This window comes from Vibrio sp. BS-M-Sm-2 (assembly GCF_041504345.1).
In the GTDB taxonomy this organism is placed as follows: Bacteria; Pseudomonadota; Gammaproteobacteria; order Enterobacterales; family Vibrionaceae; genus Vibrio; species Vibrio satsumensis.
Genome location: NZ_CP167894.1, coordinates 2,490,664 through 2,508,984 on the forward strand (window position 1 = coordinate 2,490,664; position 18,321 = coordinate 2,508,984).

An 18,321-nucleotide genomic window follows, 5' to 3' on the forward strand; every position below is an offset into this window, starting at 1 on the left:
ATGTTGCCAACATTACACCACAAGGTTCTCCCATTGCCACAACTGCCCATAGAAGCTGTGATGCCAGATCTGCTCGCTGGCGTAGAAACACACACTCAACTTATTCTAAAGGCCGCTCCCGGTGCAGGTAAGTCAACATTCTTCCCTTTACAACTGGTTAAGAGCAATGCCGTTCAAGGCAAAATTATCATGCTTGAACCTAGGCGTTTGGCGGCAAGAAATATTGCGACTTACTTGGCGAGCCAATTGGGAGAGAAGGTCGGGGAGAGCATAGGTTTTAGAGTTCGTGGTGAATCTAAAACCAGCAGTGCAACTCGCTTGGAGATCGTTACCGAAGGGATCATGACAAGAATGATCCAAACCGACCCTGAACTGACCGGGGTGGATATGGTGATCTTCGATGAATTCCACGAACGCAGCATTCATGCCGATACCGCTTTGGCGTTTAGTCTAGAGATCCAAGAGGCGCTACGTGATGATCTGAAAGTGGTTGTGATGTCGGCAACCTTAGATCAACAAGCGCTGCAGTCTTTATTGCCGAATGCCAAATATGTTGAATCTCAAGGTCGTACTTTTCCGGTCGACTTCCGTTATCAACCTCTCAGTACTAATGAATATTTAGCTCCTAAAATGGCTAATGTAATTCGCTCTTTGATGGAGAAGGAATCCGGTTCGTTATTAGCATTTTTACCAGGAGTGTCTGCGATTAAGCAGGTGGAGTCGCAACTAGAACAACTCTCTAGCGATATCGATGTGTGTCCTTTGTATGGGCAACTCAGCTTTCCTCAACAGCAGAAAGCGATCGCGCCATCAGAGAAAGGGCGTCGAAAGGTGGTGTTAGCCACCAATATTGCTGAGACTTCTTTGACGATTGAAGGTATTCGACTGGTGGTCGATTCCGGGCTTGAACGTGTGGCGAAGTTTGATTTGAAAACCGGTATCACCAAGCTTGAGCAAGTGAAAATCTCGCAATCTTCAGCTGAGCAACGAGCGGGTCGTGCGGGACGAATTGAAGAGGGCTTGTGCGTTCGTTTGTACAGCGAAACGCAGCTGATGCAGCAACCTGCTGTACCTGAGCCTGAAATTCTACATTCAGATCTCTCTTCGCTGGTGGCTGAATTGACGCAGTGGGGCGCTGCAAATGCAGACGAGTTGCAATGGCTAGATATTCCGCCACAAGCTTCAGTGGAACAAGCCAAGCAACTGCTGCAAAGCCTTGAGCTATTAGATAGTAATGGCCAATTTACGGCGCTAGGTAAGCAGGCCCAGCGTTTAGGCCTTGAACCACGTATCGTCAGCATGCTGATAAAAGCGCAACAAGGCAGCCCAGCATTGCTGAATGCTGCGATTGTCGCCGCCGCTTTACTTGAAGAGCCTGAACGCAACGTCACTGATATTCAGCATTCGTTGCACCGGCTTAAACAAAGAAAGCATTCGAAAAACAGCGTGGTGATGCAGCGAGCGAAAAGTCTCGCCAACAAACTCAATCATCACGTAGATTTGTCACAACTTGACGAATCATTGTTACCATTAGTGCTTTGTTTTGCATTCCCTGACCGAATAGCTCAAGCGAGAAGCGCAACCGGTAGTGCTTTCCTACTTGCGAATGGTCACGGCGCTGAGGTGCGTGATGATGATCCACTGGCGAATAACGATTACATCGTGGTGATTGATTTGATACGCAGCACAGGACGAGCCAGTCAGATTTTTTTGGCAACCGCCGTTGATATTGCGCAGTTAGAAGAAGCGTTTCCAAATCTCTTTGCCTGTTCGGATTATGCGGATTGGGATGAAAAGCGTGGTCGCTTAGTTGCCGAGCAGCGAGTCTCTTTGGGTAAACTGATTATCAGCACCAAAGCGTTACCAGAGCCGAGTGCGAATCAGGCGAGCCAAGCGCTACTCAATTATATCGCTCGATGTGGGCTTGATCATTTACATTGGACGCCTGCCGCGAAGCAGCTAGTTGAGCGCGTACGTTGCGCTCAGCTTTGGATGCCAGAACATGATTGGCCTGCGATGGATAATGCTAGCTTAATTGAACATCTAGATACTTGGTTATCACCGTATTTGAATGGCATAAAGTCAGCGAAAGGGTTGTCGAATGTTTCCATTGAACAAGCACTATCGGCTTACCTTGGTTGGCCGTTGAATCAAGAAATCGATCAATGGTTACCAACTCACTACGTGATGCCTACAGGCAGTAAAAAGGCGATTCGATACCAATATCAATCGGAGCCTGTGATCTCGGTGCGAATGCAAGAAGTCTTTGGTGAACAAGACTCACCATTGATAGCGCAAGGTCGTAAAAAAGTCGTGCTTGAGTTACTTTCTCCAGCGCAGCGACCACTGCAAATCACTCAAGATTTAGCTGGCTTTTGGGCTGGCGCGTACAAAGAAGTACAAAAAGAGATGAAAGGCCGTTACCCAAAACATCCTTGGCCCGATGATCCTGCTAACCATGTAGCAACCACTAAAACCAAACGACAGTTGAACCGATGATGACCAAAATGTTAACGCCAAAAAAGGCACCACCTAAAAAAGCGCCAGCAAAGAAGTCACCAGCGACCAAAGCCAAGCCTCGAAAACCGAGAGCCGCCGCGAAGAAGACCAAACCAAGAGCCAAAAAAACGGGTAACCGAGGTTGGTTGAAGATCCTTTGGGGCATTGCGTGGAAAGCGGGCTTAGCCTTGGCTGCGCTACTGCTGTTCGTCGGTATCTACCTAGATTCGGTGGTCAAGCAGCGCTTTGAAGGCCAATTGTTTGATTTGCCGACCGTTGTTTATGCTCGTGTGTTGGATTTGTCTCCGGGTACTCCGGTGAGTTTGACACAGGTTAAGAATGAACTGGATGTGCTTAATTACCGTAAGGTGAATGCGCCTCGTCACCCGGGCGAATACTCCTCTTCTTCAACCAAGATTGAAATGATTCGTCGTCCGTTCGAGTTTGTCGATGGACCGGAAGCGGATCGTCATGTGATGCTGCATTTCAATGGTAACGAGTTGACTCGCATTCAATCGCTAGAGAAGAAAGGCGACATGGGCTACCTACGTGTTGAACCGAAAATGCTTGGTATGCTTGAGAAAAGTAACGATGAGCAGCGCCTGTTCTTAAAACGTAATCAATTCCCAGAAGTGATGGTTGATGCCTTATTAGCAACCGAAGACCGAAACTTCTATCAACATGACGGTGTGTCGCCACTGGCAATCGCTCGTGCAATGGTCGTTAACGTCAAAGCTGGGCGAACGGTACAGGGTGGTAGTACGCTGACACAACAGTTGGCAAAAAACCTGTTCTTGTCCAGTGAACGTACATTGTGGCGTAAGGTTCGTGAAGCTTACATTGCACTTATCTTGGACCATCGTTACAGCAAAGACCGTATCCTAGAGGCTTACTTAAATGAGGTTTACCTAGGGCAAAATGGTGGGCAAGCGATCCATGGCTTCGGTTTAGCGTCTCGCTTGTACTTCGGTCAGCCCATTCAAGAGCTCCGCATTGATCAACTAGCATTGTTGGTGGGTATGGTGAAAGGACCTTCGTATTACAATCCGGTTCGTTATCCTGAGCGTGCCAAGACTCGACGCGATTTGGTTCTTCGCTTATTGATGCAGCAAGACATATTAACTCCGCGACAATACGAAGAAGCGGCGAGTCGTGATTTGGATATTCAAGACAATCCACGTATTGCTAGCCGTCAGCCAGCTTACTTCCAACAAGTCAATATTGAGCTTAAGAAGTATGTCGGTGATCGATTTGAAGCGAAAAAAGGGATTCGAGTCTTCACCTCTCTGGATCCGGTTTCCCAAGACAAGTTAGAGAAGTCGATTGCACGCAAGGTGCCTGATTTATCGAAAACCGCAGGTAACAAACTGGAAGCAGCAGCTATTGCCGTAGATAGAAATACCGGTGAAATTCGAGCTATGGTTGGTGGTAAGCGTACTGGCTACGATGGCTTTAACCGTGCCTTGAACGCGAGTCGTCCTATTGGTTCTTTAGTTAAGCCTGCAATCTACTTAACCGCATTGGAACAACCTGATAAGTACACACTTGCGACAACATTGATGGATACGCCATTAAGCTTGAAAGGCAGCAAAGGAAGTGTGTGGAGCCCAAGAAACTTCGATCGTAAGTTCCGTGGAGATGTGCCCTTGTATGTGGCGCTTTCTAAGTCTTATAACGTACCTACGGTTCGCTTAGGTATGCAGTTAGGCATTGATAGCGTCTCCGATACGATTGGAAAACTGGGCGTCGATAAGAATGAAATTCGTCCAGTGCCATCGATGTTTTTGGGTTCGTTCTCACTGACTCCGTTCCAGGTGGCACAGATGTACCAAACCATCACCAACTCTGGCCGTATCGCACCTTTGTCTGCGCTTCGTTCGGTGGTTGATAATGATGGTGAGGTTCTGTATCAGTCGATTCCTCGTGTATCACAGAGCGTTGACCAGCAAGCGGCTTGGCTAACCACCTACGCGATGAAGCGTGGTGTGTCGGAAGGCACGGGGCGCTTCCTACAAGGTCAGTTTGCATGGGCTGGTTTAGCCGGTAAAACAGGCACCAGTAACGACAGCCGAGACAGTTGGTTTGTGGGTGTTGATGGCCGTGAAGTTACCACCATCTGGTTAGGGCGTGATGATAATAAGCCAACTAAACTAACGGGCTCCAGTGGCGCGTTACGTGTTTATGCCGATTATTTGAAACAGAGAACACCAGAGCAGTTAATATTGCCTTGGCCTAATGGAATTGCGACGGCAAGTTTTACTCGAACCGCTCAAGGGGCTTTAGAATTTGACTGTGATGGTGCCGTTAAATTGCCGGTTTGGGATGAAAGTGGAAAGATTAAAAAGAGCTGTGAAAGTCAACCAAAACAGTGGCTAAAGAAGCTTTTTCAGTGGTAAAGTCGTAACAGAAAAGAATGACAAGGATAGTGTAAAGAATGATTTCTCGTTGGATGGTGAGCGGCTTAGGCATTGTCGGTACTGTGATCAGTTTTCAGCTGTTTGCATCTACCGTGACACAGGTTGATCAACCTCAGCAGGCTGAACAAGCTCATAAAAGGCCAACCGTTGCTGTCGTTCTTGCTGGTGGTGGGGCCAAAGGTGCAGCTCACATTGGAGTGCTTAAAGCCCTAGAAGAAATGCAAATCCCGGTTGATTACATTACTGGTACTAGTATGGGCTCATACGTTGGTGGCCTTTATGCGACAGGGATGAGCGCAGACGAGATTGAGAGCTTTATTTATACAGTCGATTGGAATCGCGGTTATCGTGATCGTGTTAACCGTAGTGATCGCCGTGTACGTGACAAAGAATATGAAGACCGCTACCAACTGAACACTGACCTCGGTTTAGGTTGGGGCGAAATCAAAGCAAGTAAAGGGGTGGTTCAAGGTCAGAATATGTTGCGTATTCTGCGAGAGACCACAGGTAATCTATCTCCACTCGACTCTTTTGATCATCTTGCTATTCCATACCGTTCCGTCGCAACCGACATCATCGAACTTGAAGAGGTGGTCATCGACCATGGTCACCTTGTTGATGCCATGATGGCGAGTATGTCGGTACCCGGCGCGCTTCCCCCTTACTCTCTAGATGGTCAAATGCTGGTTGATGGCGGTGTCACCAATAATATGCCAGTCGACGTTGCCAGAGCGATGGGAGCGGACATTGTCATTGCGGTGGATATCAGTACCAATTACAAAGGCAAAGAAGACTTCACGAATTTTCTAGCGGCAGCTAACCAACTTTCTAATTATCTGGTCCAACGCAGCACTCAAGAGCAAGCTGAGACACTGACGGATGATGATGTTTTTTTACGCCCTGATGTTGGGCAAATGGAGACGACAGAATTCGATAAAATGCCGGGTGCCTACCAAGCCGGTTATGACGCAGCGATCCAGAACAGCTCTGAGCTTTCTAAGCTGTCACTCTCTAACGCAGACTATCAGAAGTATATCGATCATAAGCAGCAAGCTCGAAAGCAGCTGAAACATGGCGATAAGACTGTCGTCGATAGGGTTGTTATCAACAATAATACTCATTACACCGATAAGCTGATTGAGAACCGCTTGAACCTCGATTCTGGTGAGATTCTGAAGACCAGTGAAATTGAATCAAAAGTGCAAGATCTGTATGCCTTAGACCGATTTGAGTTGATCACCTATGAGTTCGAAAATGTCGATGGCGAAGATCAACTTCAGGTCGATGTGAACGAAAAGTCTTGGGGGCCTAATTACCTCAATTTCCGTTTTTTCCTTGAAGATGACTTTTCAACAGAGAGCCAGTATTCGCTTGGTGTATCTGCTAATTTTACCGATATCAACTCACACGGTGCAGAACTAAGAACCAACGTTGAGATGGGTACAGATAAGCGTATAGAGGCTGAACTTTTTTCCCCATTCTTCTCAAGTCAAAAGCTATTCACGTCGGCATCTCTTGCTTATAGTAATCAACAAAGAAATTTACCCGTTGATATTGATGAAATCGAAGAGCCTACATTGGATGTAACTCAAAACTACTTTCCCATGTCTTATAAAGAGTATGTGGGTGAGTTAGCATTAGGTTATCAACCCACTTTGTGGCAAGAACTTAAATTTGGTGCTCGCTATACCGATGGTGATGTGGAGGTCTCTTCGCTGCCTTATCTTGGTAATGGCGGGTACACTCGTATTGGTGGCTTCATTAGCTATCGACTCGATACATTAGATAACTTTAGTTTGCCGACCGAAGGTTATTTTGTCGATTTGGAGTACCTTGTCTCTCATGATGATTTTGAGAATGATTCGTCTATCGAAAATTCGGAATTAACCTCGGAGAGCGATACCGTCTATGAGTTTTCGGCTAATTTCATGGCGGCACAAAGTATTGAGAAGCATACTTTAGTCGCAAAGCTTGATTACGGTATCGTAGAAAGCAAAAACTCGGTTTTTCCTATCGATCCCAAAGAGCTCGGTGGTTTCCTAAACCTATCTGGTATTCCTAGGAATAGTATGATCGGTCAGAACTTAGCTTATACGAGTCTTATTTACCGCTATAAGTGGTTTGAAAATGACTTTGGTCTCTTTGAGTCACCATTCTATGTGGGTGCTTCCATTGAACATGGTGGTGTTTGGTCAAACAATGATTTAAGACTTGATGAAGCACCAATGTTCACCGCGGGCTCCGTTTTTGCGGGTGTCGATTCACCAATAGGACCGATCATTTTGGCTTATGGCCGAACCGAAGATAACTATGATTCGGTGTATTTGATTGTAGGTACTTCCTACAAATAATCATGCGTAGAGCTGCCATTTTACTGCGTAATTAGGCAAAAATAGTGGGACTTTCGTCTTAACTTGCTATGTTGGTCAAAATGATAAGATTTTAATTTAACGTTAAATTTGCTATTCTACCGCCCACAGTTTGGCCTCTATGACGCCGCTCATCAATACAAATTGAATGACAAAAATGGCAATGGAGAGCCAAGTTTCCAAGGATGTTCACTTCTTTATTTTACTAACAATTATGAAGGGAAGAAGTGAACCGCAATGAGAGGAAAAAAGTCGTGCTTGAAGCCTACCGTAAACACGTCGAAGAACGTGCTGCCGAAGGAGTTGTTCCAAAACCACTAGATGCTGAGCAGGTAGCTGGCCTAGTTGAACTTCTGAAGAATCCACCTCAAGGTGAAGAAGAAATCATTCTTGACCTACTAGAAAATCGCATTCCACCGGGTGTAGATGAAGCTGCTTACGTAAAAGCTGGCTTCCTTACGGCTATCACTAAAGGTGAAGTAGCTTCTCCACTAGTAAGTAAAGCAAAAGCTGCAGAATTGCTTGGTACTATGCAAGGCGGTTACAACATCGAATCTCTAGTATCTCTACTAGACGATGCTGAGCTTGCACCTATCGCTGTTAAAGCTCTGTCTCATACTCTACTGATGTTCGACGCGTTCTACGACGTAGAAGAGAAAGCGAAAGCAGGCAATGCTTCAGCGCAACAAGTACTTCAATCTTGGGCTGATGCCGAATGGTTTACAGCTAAAGATAAAGTAGCGGACAAGATCACCGTTAAAGTATTTAAAGTCACTGGTGAAACTAACACCGATGACCTATCTCCAGCACCTGATGCTTGGTCACGTCCTGATATCCCAGTACACGCGAAAGCGATGCTGAAGATGGAACGTGATGGCATTACTCCTGATGAACAGGGTAGCGTTGGTCCAATCAATCAAATTGAAGAAATGCAAAAAGATGGCATTCCACTGGCTTACGTTGGTGATGTTGTTGGTACTGGTTCTTCACGTAAATCGGCAACAAACTCAGTACTTTGGTTCATGGGGGAAGACATCCCATTCGTACCAAACAAGCGTACTGGCGGTGTTTGTCTTGGTGGTAAAATTGCACCGATCTTCTACAACACAATGGAAGACTCAGGCGCACTACCCATTGAACTGAACGTACAAGACATGAACATGGGCGATATCATTGATATCTACCCGTACGAAGGTGTTGTTCACAAGAACGGTTCTGTGATTTCAAACTTTGAGCTAAGCAAAGTACTTCTCGATGAAGTGCGTGCTGGTGGCCGTATTCCACTGATCATCGGTCGTGGTCTAACGGGTCGCGCTCGTGACGCTCTAGGTCTAGAAGAAACCGATCTGTTTGCTAAACCAATCGACCCATCTGCATCTGATAAAGGCTACACGTTAGCTCAGAAGATGGTTGGTAAAGCGTGTGGCGTTGAAGGTGTGCGTGCTGGTCAGTACTGTGAACCTAAAATGACGACAGTCGGTTCTCAAGATACGACTGGTCCTATGACTCGTGATGAGCTTAAAGATCTGGCGTGTCTTGGTTTCTCTGCAGACCTAGTCATGCAGTCTTTCTGTCACACATCGGCATACCCGAAGCCGGTTGACGTAAACACGCACCACACGCTGCCTGATTTCATCATGAACCGTGCCGGTGTTTCACTACGCCCAGGTGATGGTGTTATCCACTCATGGCTAAACCGTATGCTTCTTCCTGATACTGTAGGTACAGGTGGTGACTCGCATACTCGTTTCCCTCTAGGTATTTCATTCCCTGCGGGCTCAGGCTTAGTAGCATTTGCTGCGGCAACGGGTGTAATGCCTCTTGATATGCCTGAATCTATCTTGGTTCGTTTTAAAGGCGAAATGCAGCCGGGTATCACGCTACGTGACCTAGTACATGCCATTCCTCTTTACGGTATCAAGCAAGGTCTACTAACGGTAGAAAAAGCAGGTAAGATCAACGAATTCTCTGGTCGTGTACTAGAAATTGAAGGTGTTGAACACCTATCTGTTGAGCAAGCGTTTGAGCTTTCTGATGCATCTGCTGAGCGTTCGGCAGCTGGCTGTACAGTGAAGCTTTCTGAAGAGTCTATCTCTGAATACCTGAACTCTAATATCGTTATGCTTAAGTGGATGATCGCTGAAGGCTACGGTGATGTTCGTACGATTGAGCGCCGTATCACGGCAATGGAAGAGTGGTTAGCGACCCCTGAATTGCTATCTGCTGACTCAGATGCTGAATACGCTCACGTTATCGAGATTGACCTTGCTGACATCGATCAGCCAATCCTATGTGCACCAAACGATCCAGATGATGCACGTCTTCTATCTGACGTTCAAGGTACTGAGATTCAAGAAGTGTTCATCGGCTCTTGTATGACGAACATCGGTCACTTCCGTGCTGCAGGTAAAATGCTTGAAGAGTTCAACGGCTCGCTAAGCACTCGTCTCTGGGTGGCTCCGCCAACTAAGATGGATAAAGACCAACTAACAGAAGAAGGCTACTACGGTATCTTCGGTCGTGCTGGGGTTCGAATCGAAACTCCGGGTTGTTCACTATGTATGGGTAACCAAGCGCGTGTTGCAGACAAGTCGACAGTAATGTCTACCTCTACTCGTAACTTCCCGAACCGTTTGGGTACTGGCGCGAATGTTTATCTAGCGTCTGCTGAGCTTTCTGCGGTAGGTGCGATTCTTGGTCGTATTCCAACGAAAGAAGAGTACCTAGAGTACGCTGATAAGATCAATGCAACGGCTGCAGATACATACCGTTACCTGAACTTCCATAAAATGGGTCAGTACACGGAAAAAGCAGATACGGTTATCTTCCAAGAGCCGGCTTAATCGCTGACTGGTTAAATAACTGATTAAACGCCTTCTATTCGTAGAAGGCGTTTTTTTATGTCTGAATGCTGGACGACGAGCGACTCGATCTCTTGATGACTTCGCTATATACTCTCGCCTCATTTTTAACCCTGTCTGCAGTCACTGCGTGGAGCTACTATGGAATTCGAATTTACAAGAAACACTTTGATGGGTGAGTACTACGTGAAATGCAGTATGGGGCATGAGATCGTTGGCCGTTGGCTACAAGAAGAGATTGGTAAAGATAAGCTGAAATTAGATCATGTGATGGCGCTTATTGAGCAATCTCGACAGGATCTGAGCAATGAAGTGACCCTGCTTGGTAAAGAGATCAGTTTAGCGATCAATGAAGACGAAGTGACGATTCAAGAAAACGTACTTGGCCACGAGCAAGAGATGGAAGAGGGCAGTGAGTTCGACTTTTATAACTGTGAGAGCCAAGCAAGTTGTGGCATCGATGACTTCGAGCTGTTGATTGAGCGCTGGATGGAGTTTCTAGGTTACTAGTCTTTTATTTTCTAAGCTCAATATTCTGTTTCTATTTTTAGCTTTGAGACCTTGTTGCCCAAAACTGGAGCAACAATAGTGCAACGCATTAAGATAGTGAAAAGGCTGCACCATATTGGTGCGGCCTTTTTTGTTATTACGGTTTTATTATTATCATGTTCTTTAAAATCAATAATTTAACTTTTTGGCATGCTACTTGGATTGTTATAAGAGAATTAACGGATTAAGTAAGAATTTAAGGAAAGAATATGAAATTAATAAATGCCATTGTTAAGCCATTCAAATTAGACGATGTACGCGAAGCGCTCTCTGATGTGGGTATTGAAGGTATGACTGTTTCTGAAGTGAAAGGCTTTGGTCGTCAGAAGGGACACACTGAATTGTATCGTGGTGCAGAGTACCAAGTGGACTTCCTACCAAAGGTGAAGCTAGAGATTGCTACCCAAGCTGAAAATGTTGACCGAGTTGTTGAAGCGATTAGCCAAGCGGCACATACCGGAAAAATCGGCGACGGCAAAATTTTTGTGTATGACCTAAGCCAAGCCGTACGAATCCGTACTGGTGAAATGGATGCTGAAGCACTTTAAAGAATTACAAGGACTGGAGACTTTAATATGGAACTTACAACAACAGTAACGGAACTACGTTACGCACTAGACACTTTTTTCTTCCTCATTTCAGGTGCGTTGGTAATGTGGATGGCAGCAGGCTTCGCAATGTTAGAAGCTGGCCTAGTTCGTTCAAAGAACACCACTGAAATTTTAACTAAGAACATCTGCTTGTACGCAATTGCTTGTACAGCGTTCTTAGTGGTTGGTTACAACATCATGTATGTCGACAACGGCGAAGGCGGTTGGTTGCCATCATTCGGTACTCTGATTGGTACTCAAGGTGAAGGCGCAGACCACTCTCTAGAATCAGACTTCTTCTTCCAGGTAGTATTCGTTGCAACTGCAATGTCGGTGGTATCTGGTGCAGTTGCTGAGCGTATGAAACTTTGGTCGTTCCTTATCTTCTCGGTAGTACTAACAGCATTCATTTACCCAGTTGAAGGTTACTGGACTTGGGGCGGTGGTTTCCTATCAGAAGCGGGTTTCAGTGACTTTGCAGGTTCGGGTATTGTACATATGGCCGGTGCAGCAGCTGCATTAGCAGGTGTTCTACTACTTGGTGCTCGTAAAGGTAAATACGGTAAGAACGGTGAAATCTACCCGATTCCTGGTTCAAACATGCCGCTTGCAACACTAGGTACATTTATTCTTTGGTTTGGTTGGTTCGGTTTCAACGGCGGTTCTCAACTGATGGTTTCAGATTTCGAGAACGCGACAGCAGTGGGTCAAATCTTCCTTAACACCAACGCAGCAGCTGCAGCAGGCGCAATCGCAGCACTACTAGTATGTAAAACGACTTGGGGCAAAGCAGACCTAACAATGATTCTTAACGGTGCGTTAGCTGGCCTAGTAGCAATCACTGCAGATCCTCTATCACCATCACCTCTATTCGCAGTAGCAATTGGTTCGGTATCTGGCGCATTGGTTGTGTTCAGCATCATCGCTTTAGATAAAGCTAAGATTGATGATCCAGTTGGTGCTATCTCAGTGCACGGTGTGTGTGGTTTCTTCGGTCTAATGGCAGTGCCACTGAGTAATACTGACGCAACGTTTAGTGCTCAACTATTGGGTGCTGCCGTAATCTTCGCATGGGTATTCGGTGCGAGCCTAGCGGTATGGGCAGTGCTTAAAGCAACAATCGGTATTCGTGTTAGTGAAGATGAAGAGCTAGAAGGTATGGACATGCACGATTGTGGTGTCGGCGCTTACCCAGAGTTTGTATCAGTAAAATAATCAATAGTATTTGTCTAATCTGAACGGATTAGGCAGGACAAAGCAAACCCCATAGCCATTGGTTGTGGGGTTTTGTTATTAATGGTCGAGTAGTTTTGATTGATGTAGATAAACCGAGCTAGCCGGCAACTCTTCGCAAGAATAAGCGGTCACTTTGAAATGAATTGTTACAAAAGTGCGAGGCTGATGACGCAGAGCGAACAATTTTTTTGTCGGACATCATTGTAATTGTGTTACTGATGAATATAATAACGCAACTGATATAGATTATCATTTCGATATAAAGGATTTTACCATGAAAAAACTGCTAACACTTTCAGCTCTAGCGTGTAGTGTCATTGCCCCTGCTGCAATGGCTGCGGAAGAAGTGAACGTATACTCTTACCGTCAACCTTTCCTAGTTGAACCAATGTTCAAGGAATTCACAAAAGAGACTGGCATTAAAGTAAACGTTAAGTTTGCTAAAAAAGGTTTAGCAGAAAAGTTAGCTCAAGAAGGCGAATACAGCCCTGCAGACGTAGTGTTAACTGTAGACATCAGTCGTCTATCTGAGCTAACTAAACAAGGTTTAGTTCAGTCTGTTGAAAGCGAAGTTCTTGAAAAGAATATTCCTGCTCAATACCAAGATACAAACAATGAGTGGTTCGCTCTAACAACACGTACACGTAGCGTTTACTCTTCTCGTGACCGTGTTGGTCGTCTAGGTGAGGAGTTTACTTACGAAGATCTAACTAAGCCTGAATTTAAAGGCAAGATCTGTACGCGTAGCGGTAAGCACCCATACAATGTTTCTCTAGTATCTTCGATGATAGCTCACAAAGGTGAAGCTGAAACGAAAGAGTGGCTAGAAGGCGTAAAAGCTAACCTAGCACGCAAGCCTCAAGGCAACGATCGCGCACAAGTTAAAGCGATTAAAGAAGGCCTATGTGATGTTGCTCTTGGTAACAGCTACTACCTAGGCAAGATGGTTAACGATAAAGAGCAAAAAGCTTGGGCTGACGCTGTTTACATTAACTTCCCTAACCAAGAGACAACGGGTACTCACGTGAATATCTCTGGTATGGCAATGGCTAAATACTCTCCAAACGAAGAGAATGCCGTTAAGCTAATGGAATTCCTATCGGGTAACACAGCACAAAGCATGTACGCAGAAGTGAACTATGAATACCCAGTGAAAGCTGATGTTAAACCTTCTGAGCTTGTTGCTTCATGGGGTGAATTCAAAGCAGATACAATTTCTCTAGACCAAATTGCTGACCATCACGCAGCAGCAATCAAACTATTAGACGAAGTTAAGTTTGATCTTTAATTTATTACTGTAGGCTTCGGCCCAAGTAAAATGACAACCTCAAGTCACCATTTTCGGTCACTTGAGGTTGTTTGTTTTTGGAAAATCACTTTTTGATACAAAGCTAGCTGTTGATCCCTTGAGTTATGAGCATCTCACCTTGAAGTCGTTACAGTATATGGGTATAAATAACCCCACCATTAAAAGGATATGAGATGTATTTGCAAATGCATTTGTGTTTCATTAAGCCTCGTTGTAGTTAGGCGATGAAAGAAAAGAATTATTTATGGAACACCAGTAGCGGCGTCATTGCTGTCTTGCTGGTTTTACCGATCTTAGCGATTTTTACGACGGCTGTTGGAGAAACAGATGAGCTATTTTCTCATCTGATGTCCACAGTGATGCCCACCTATGCTTACAATACGGTGGTTTTAGTCATAGGAACCATGTTCCTGTCTTTGGTTTTTGGTATTCCGTCTGCTTGGATTATGGCAATGTGCCGTATACCGGGCGAGCGGGTTTTGCAATGGGCGCTGGTACTGCCATTAGCAATGCCAGGCTATATTGTCGGGTATATTTTTACCGATTGGTTCGACTTTGCTGGCCCTGTTCAAGTTCTACTGCGAAATCTTACTGAGTGGGGACCTGGTGAGTATTGGTTCCCGGATATTAGAACCTTATCTGGTGCTATTATTGTTCTGTCTCTCGTTCTCTATCCTTATGTTTACTTGCTGTGCCGAGCGGCATTTATGGAGCAAAACGTCTCCTTACTGCAATCAGCTCGGTTGCTAAAATGCTCACCTTGGGAAAGTTTTCGTCGTATCTCGTTGCCACTTGTTCGCCCATCAATGGCCGTAGGTCTATCGCTTGTTGCAATGGAAACCATTGGTGACTTTGGTACCGTGAGTTACTTTGCAGTCAACACCTTAACGACAGCGGTTTACGATACCTGGTTAGGTTACTCAAGTTTAACGGCTGCTGCGAAAATATCGGCAATTATGCTGGTTATCGTGATCCTACTGTTGAGTTCAGAGCGCTACAGTCGTCGTAAACAGAAACTGTTCCAGAATCAATTCAGCAGTCGTGAAGACTTTCGTTACGACCTGTCCGGTTGGAAGAAGTGGTTGGCACTATTTTGGTGCTGGGGATTAGTGTGCGTTGCATTCTTATTCCCTCTAGGCCAGTTGATGATCTATGCCTACAAATACTTTGCACAAAGTTGGACGCCTGAATTCAGAGAGTATGCGGTTAACAGCCTTTATGTGTCGGTGGTAGCGGCAATTATTGGTGTAATTGTAGCGATGATTGTTAACTTCAATCAACGTGTTAGCCCGAGTAAGAAAAATCAGGCTTATATGCGTCTCGCTTCGATGGGCTATGCCGTTCCAGGCACCGTGTTGGCTATTGGTGTGATGGTGCCTGTGCTGTTTATGGATCACTTAGTCAATGATATTGCGAAAGTGATGGAGTGGGGGCGCCCGGGGCTGATTTTCTCTGGCTCTATGTTTGCGCTTATTTTTGCGATGGTCGTGCGTTTCTCTGCCGTGGCGATTGGCAGTGTTGAAAGTAGCTTGAGTAAAATCTCTCCTTCATTGGATATGGCTTCTAAAACTATGGGTTGCAATACCAACCAGATGTTACGTCGTGTTCATTTACCTTTGATTAAACGCGGTGCGTTGATCGCAGGTTTACTGGTGTTTATCGAATCAATGAAAGAGTTGAATGCGGCATTGCTGTTACGTCCTTTCAATTTCGAAACATTGGCGACTTACGTTTATAACTATGCCTCAGATGAGCACCTAGAATTGGCGGCAATGCCTGCTGTATTATTGGTGTTGGTGGGTTTAATTCCTCTGATCATCGTAAACCGTTCTTTGGAGCAGAAACACTAATGAGTTGTGCATTATCAATTAAAGATCTGACTTGTAAATATGAGTCGCAAACTATCTTGGAAGCGCTCTCGTTAGAAGTAGAGCATGGTGAAATTGTTTGTCTTCTTGGTGCTAGTGGCTGCGGAAAAACCACCTTACTTAAGGCGATTGCCGGTCTACTTCCATTGAGTAGCGGTGTAATGAGCCTGAACTGTCAAACTATCGATGACAGCGATAATTGGTTGCCACCTGAGCAACGAAACATAGGTATGATTTTCCAAGATTACGCCCTGTTTCCGCACTTGACGGTAAAACAGAATGTTGGCTTTGGCCTTAAAGAGCTCTCTGAGCAACAAAAGAAAGAGAAAGTTCAAGAGATGTTGGAACTGGTTCATTTAGATGAGTTCGGTGACCGATACCCACATCAACTTTCTGGTGGTCAACAACAGCGTGTTGCGATTGCCCGATCTTTGGCATACAAACCTGACTTACTGTTGTTAGATGAACCATTCTCGAACATCGATACTCAAGTTCGTCATGAGCTGATTTCTCAAATTCGTAAGATCTTTAAGAAGCAGGGTGTTACCGCTATTTTTGTGACTCATAGTCGCGAAGAGGCATTTGCTTTCGCAGATAAGATGGCTGTAATGAACCATGGTGTGATTGAACAGTATGGTTCGGCATCTGAGTTGTATTTCCACCCTTCGAGTAAGTTCGTTGCTGATTTCCTGGGTGGTGGCAGTTATCTGAATGCACAGCGTATTTCAGGAAATGAATTTGAAACAAGCTTAGGCCTGATAGAAGCTAAAGCACAAACTCAGATTGAAGTGGGATCGGAATGTTCGTTGTTACTAAGACCACAGCAGATCCAAGCAAGTTATGAGCAAGACAGCGCTATTTCAGTGCTAGAACAGCAATTTATGGGAGACCACTGTCGCTATGTTATTGAAGCTCATGGTCAGAAGTTGTTGGCAACCTCATCAGAAGCGCTTGAAGTGGGTATGCCAGTAAACGTAAAAGTCGATGCCAAAGGCGTGTTGGCTTTTTAAAGGGATACAACACGATACTAATCGTTACAAGAATCACGATAAAAAAGCCCAGCACTTTAATTAAAGTACTGGGCAAGAGTTCTTCACCTATAGGCTTTAACAAGGCAGTGATTTGTTAAATCCCATACAAAACTGCTGCACTCTATAAGCCTATAGAGAGAGGAAGTCTTTCACTTTTTGAAGAACACGTTCTGCAGTGTCTTTATCTTCCATTTCTGCGAAGATTCGTAGTAACGGCTCTGTTCCTGAGAAGCGAGCAATTACCCAGCCGCCATTCTTGAAGTACACCTTGGCACCATCTTCATAGCTGACTTTTTCAATTTCGTATTCAAATTCAGGCAGTTGCTTCTCTACATAGATCTTGGTGTAGAGTGCTTCTTTCTCTGAAGGCTTAAACTTGCAGTCGCCTTCAGCGGTGTAGGCATAGCCGTATTTGGAATAGATCTCATCAAGCAGTTCAGACAGCTTTTTGCCCGTCACGCTGATCATTTCAACCAGCAAGCTAGAAGCAAATACGCCGTCTTTACCTTTGATGTGACCACGAATGGTTAAACCACCTGAGCTTTCTCCACCAATCAGTGAGTCATCGGCTTCCATTTGCGAGCTGATATGTTTAAAGCCTACCGGAACCTCAAAGCTCTTCTCGCCGTGATCAGCCGCGACTTTATCTAGCAGGTGTGTGGTTGCGATGTTACGCACGACAGAGCCCTTCCAACCTTTGTATTTCAGTAAGTAGTAGTAAAGCAGCAATAACACTTCGTTAGGATGAATGAAGTGACCTTTCTCATCGATAATGCCTAAGCGGTCGGCATCGCCATCGGTACCGATACCGATGTCATAACCTTCAGCGGCTACTAAGTGCTTCAAGCGATACAGCGTTGCGGCATTTGGCGATGGCATCAAGCCACCAAAATCTGGGTTTTTGCCATCGTTGATGACATCGACATCACAGCGACCGTTAATCAGTACTGTTTGCAGAGCATTTTTTGCTACACCAAACATAGGATCAATCAGTACGCGTAGGTTGGCTTTTTTGATCGAATCGATATCAATAAAGTTGATGATCGAATCCACAAAGTCGTTCATCGGATTGATGATCTCGATCTCTTTGTCATTTAACGCTTGTTCGAAATCGACACGGATAACGTCTTCGTTGGTTAGGGTTGCGATTTGCTGTTCGATCTTCTCGGTGATGATCTCGTCAGCATCACGACCACCTTCAATGAACACCTTGATACCGTTGTAGTCTGCTGGGTTGTGAGAAGCGGTAATACACGCTGAGTAGGTACACCCCATCTCTTTTGCTTGGAACATCACGATAGGTGTTGGAACGAATTTATCAATGAAGCTTACTTTGATGTTATTCGCTGCAAGTACTTCTGCAAACCAGCATGCCGCTTTATCTGAAAGGAAACGACGGTCATAACCGATCACAAAACCATTCTTGGCTGCATCTTCGTTGTTAATGATGTTAGCGAGCGCTTGCGCTACTAAGCGAACGTTCTCTCTGGTGAACTCTTCACCAATGAAAGCGCGCCAGCCACCTGTACCAAATTTAATCATTAGAAAATCCTTTTAGTCTCATTGTCTCAAGCCTGTAAAGACTTGAGACA

General features: G+C 45.2%; 11 protein-coding genes. 10 read left to right on the plus strand and 1 reads right to left on the minus strand.

From position 1 onward, the window contains the following. Nucleotides 1-60: 60 nt before the first annotated feature. From hrpB to AB8613_RS11610, 10 genes are all read left to right on the plus strand, one after another. Complete coding sequence (gene hrpB, locus AB8613_RS11565) at nt 61-2,499, plus strand: ATP-dependent helicase HrpB (protein WP_372384820.1); 2,439 nt, start codon at nt 61-63, stop codon at nt 2,497-2,499. Beyond that, the gene (gene mrcB / locus AB8613_RS11570; RefSeq protein WP_146490635.1) at nt 2,496-4,895 is read left to right on the plus strand and encodes a penicillin-binding protein 1B; all 2,400 of its coding nucleotides are present in this window, start codon (nt 2,496-2,498) and stop codon (nt 4,893-4,895) included. The genes hrpB and mrcB overlap by 4 nt, the downstream gene beginning before the upstream one ends. Before the next feature lie 38 nt (nt 4,896-4,933). Continuing rightward, the gene (locus tag AB8613_RS11575; RefSeq protein WP_372383842.1) at nt 4,934-7,267 is read left to right on the plus strand and encodes a patatin-like phospholipase family protein; all 2,334 of its coding nucleotides are present in this window, start codon (nt 4,934-4,936) and stop codon (nt 7,265-7,267) included. A gap of 272 nt (nt 7,268-7,539) precedes the next feature. Next, nucleotides 7,540-10,128, plus strand: coding sequence for a bifunctional aconitate hydratase 2/2-methylisocitrate dehydratase (acnB, locus tag AB8613_RS11580; RefSeq protein WP_146490637.1), 2,589 nt, complete (start codon nt 7,540-7,542; stop codon nt 10,126-10,128). A gap of 159 nt (nt 10,129-10,287) precedes the next feature. Further along, nucleotides 10,288-10,656, plus strand: a complete 369-nt coding sequence (locus AB8613_RS11585; RefSeq protein WP_372383843.1) for a YacL family protein — start codon at nt 10,288-10,290, stop codon at nt 10,654-10,656. A 248-nt stretch (nt 10,657-10,904) separates the two neighbouring features. After that, nucleotides 10,905-11,243: a P-II family nitrogen regulator gene (gene glnK, locus AB8613_RS11590; protein WP_004738200.1), complete on the plus strand. Its 339-nt coding sequence runs from the start codon at nt 10,905-10,907 to the stop codon at nt 11,241-11,243. A gap of 27 nt (nt 11,244-11,270) precedes the next feature. Continuing rightward, complete coding sequence (locus tag AB8613_RS11595; protein WP_146490638.1) at nt 11,271-12,500, plus strand: ammonium transporter; 1,230 nt, start codon at nt 11,271-11,273, stop codon at nt 12,498-12,500. A 295-nt stretch (nt 12,501-12,795) separates the two neighbouring features. Further along, the gene (locus AB8613_RS11600; RefSeq protein WP_048658180.1) at nt 12,796-13,809 is read left to right on the plus strand and encodes a Fe(3+) ABC transporter substrate-binding protein; all 1,014 of its coding nucleotides are present in this window, start codon (nt 12,796-12,798) and stop codon (nt 13,807-13,809) included. Between the two features lie 245 nt (nt 13,810-14,054). Next, nucleotides 14,055-15,680 (plus strand): iron ABC transporter permease, encoded by a 1,626-nt coding sequence (locus AB8613_RS11605; protein ID WP_285954247.1) that lies wholly within the window; start codon nt 14,055-14,057, stop codon nt 15,678-15,680. Continuing rightward, nucleotides 15,680-16,708 carry an ABC transporter ATP-binding protein gene (locus AB8613_RS11610; RefSeq protein WP_372383844.1) on the plus strand — a complete coding sequence of 343 codons (1,029 nt, stop codon included), beginning with the start codon at nt 15,680-15,682 and terminating at the stop codon, nt 16,706-16,708. The genes AB8613_RS11605 and AB8613_RS11610 overlap by 1 nt, the downstream gene beginning before the upstream one ends. Nucleotides 16,709-16,858: 150 nt before the next feature. Here the strand turns inward: AB8613_RS11610 and AB8613_RS11615 are convergent, their stop codons facing one another. Next, nucleotides 16,859-18,271 (minus strand): phosphoglucomutase/phosphomannomutase family protein, encoded by a 1,413-nt coding sequence (locus AB8613_RS11615; protein WP_285954249.1) that lies wholly within the window; start codon nt 18,269-18,271, stop codon nt 16,859-16,861. Between the last annotated feature and the right edge of the window lie 50 nt (nt 18,272-18,321).